This is a genomic window from Okeania sp. SIO2B9 (genome assembly GCF_010672505.1).
Taxonomy (GTDB): Bacteria; Cyanobacteriota; Cyanobacteriia; order Cyanobacteriales; family Microcoleaceae; genus Okeania; species Okeania hirsuta.
In genome coordinates this window covers 1-1,892 of sequence record NZ_JAAHGK010001397.1, presented here as the reverse complement: position 1 = coordinate 1,892, position 1,892 = coordinate 1, and the positions used below count along the sequence as shown (strand labels likewise).

The 1,892-nt window shown below is 30.5% G+C and carries 1 protein-coding gene; it reads left to right on the top strand.

Going from position 1 to position 1,892, the window contains the following annotated elements; genetic code table 11:
* Positions 1-1,376: hypothetical protein (locus tag F6K13_RS31115; protein ID WP_287289568.1), on the top strand; the 1,376-nt coding region annotated here is incomplete at its 5' end.
* Positions 1,377-1,892 lie beyond the last annotated feature (516 nt).

The following is a 1,892-nucleotide window of genomic DNA, read 5'->3' as shown; positions in this document are numbered from 1 at the left end:
TAGTCTTTATTCTAATTAAAGCAGCTCATATAGATTTTTTAAGAGACTATGTAATTAAGAAGTTTGATAAAATTCCTGTAAAAGATATCTTGTCATTACATGATATTTGTGGAGATAATTTGTTCCAAACAAAAATAATTTTACCTAGTATGATAAAATCAGCTCCGGAAGCAAGTTTAAATGAACTATTTTTAATAAGAATAAAGACTTCATTAGTATCTGATGAGACTATTTTATCTTGTATCAAGGAAAAAGCTAAATTTTCATCTTTGAATGATTTAGCTGATATTATGTCAAATTATGATTATGAATTGTGGCAAGATTTGATTCGGGATTTACTAGAAGATAAAATTATTAATGCTGATTTTCAAGAATTACTTTCAGCTAAGTCAAAATATAATTCATCTGGAAAGTCAAAACCTGAAATTATTGAACTGTTTGATAATTGTATTAATGAAAAAATCCTAGAAGTTGATTTTGACGTTCTCCTTAAATCATCAACATATTGGTGTGAGATTGAGGCAGAAAAATTAATACTTTATTTGAAAAATCCTCTGCCAGAAATAGTTGATTTTATAGAACTACTTCTAGCTAAATCAAAATATAAATCATCAGGAAAATCAAAGCCTGAAATTGTTGAACTGCTTGATAGTCGTATGAATGAAATATTAGTAGCAGTACCCTTTAATGATTTACTTGAATATTCAAAATACTGGGGTGAGATTAGTAAGGAAATATTTATACCTTATTTGAAAGATAATCTGCCAAAAAGAGTTGATTTAGACCAATTAGTTAGGGCAAAATTAAAATATCAATATAACTCATCAAGAAACTCAGCACCAGAAATTATTGAAGTCTTTGATAATTGTATTGCCAATAAAATCGAAGAAATGCCTTTTAGTGATTTGCTAAAATTCCTAGTCAGCAATCAAGAAGTAATGATTAATACATCTGTTTCAATAAATTCTGTACCAATAATTCCTGAAAAATTACTTATACCTACTTTGAAAAAAAATGTTCAAGCTATAGTCACTGCATTTGCACAATCTTCTAGTTTTGCTGATGCTAGTAAACGTTCAGAACTTCTAATAATGATTGCTGAAGAACTAAATGAGCATCAATGGAAGTTTATTTTAAAAGCATTTTTTGATAACGATCAAATCTACTATTCACGGGGTTGTCTAGCAAATTTTCGCAAATTATTTGAGAAATCTTTAGAGTTAAATAATAAATCTGTACAACCTTACTGGTTGCCTTTTCGAGAGAAACTAAATCAATTAAATTTGTCTCAAAAAGAAATTATATTGATAGATAATCTCAAGCAATTAATTGACTCTAACTTAACTCCCGAACAGAAAAATCAACTGAATAATTAATTGTAATTAAATTGATACATCAACTCTACCTGTACGCTCAGTTGCAACTAAGTTAACACCACTGTAATAATTAAAAGAGTAGACCAACAAATATCACTATCAGCGTAAGCATTTCCTCCGGACTGCTGCGCAAACAGCTATTAGCAGTCAGCTATTCCTAGGTCATGCTACGCAAACAGCAATTAATAATGAATAATTACTTCTCAGGTTGAGTCCGGAGACTTTGACAGTAACTTTTTATTCTTTCCTCAATTTCAAAGGTTGCTTTTACCTTTCCCAAAATTAATAGCTGATAGCGGCATTGTTGCATGAAAGCAGCGTTCTTAACATCTATTCCGCAGCTATATCGCTCTGTTTCGTCATTATTGATGTTCTATCGAACTATTGTCCAATAGTTATTGCTCTGCACACAAAGCGATCGCTCTCTTCGCAATTATTGATGTTCTATCGATCTATTGTCCAATAGTTATTTGTCTGCACTGCCAAGCGATCGCTCTATGAAAGCGATTATTGATA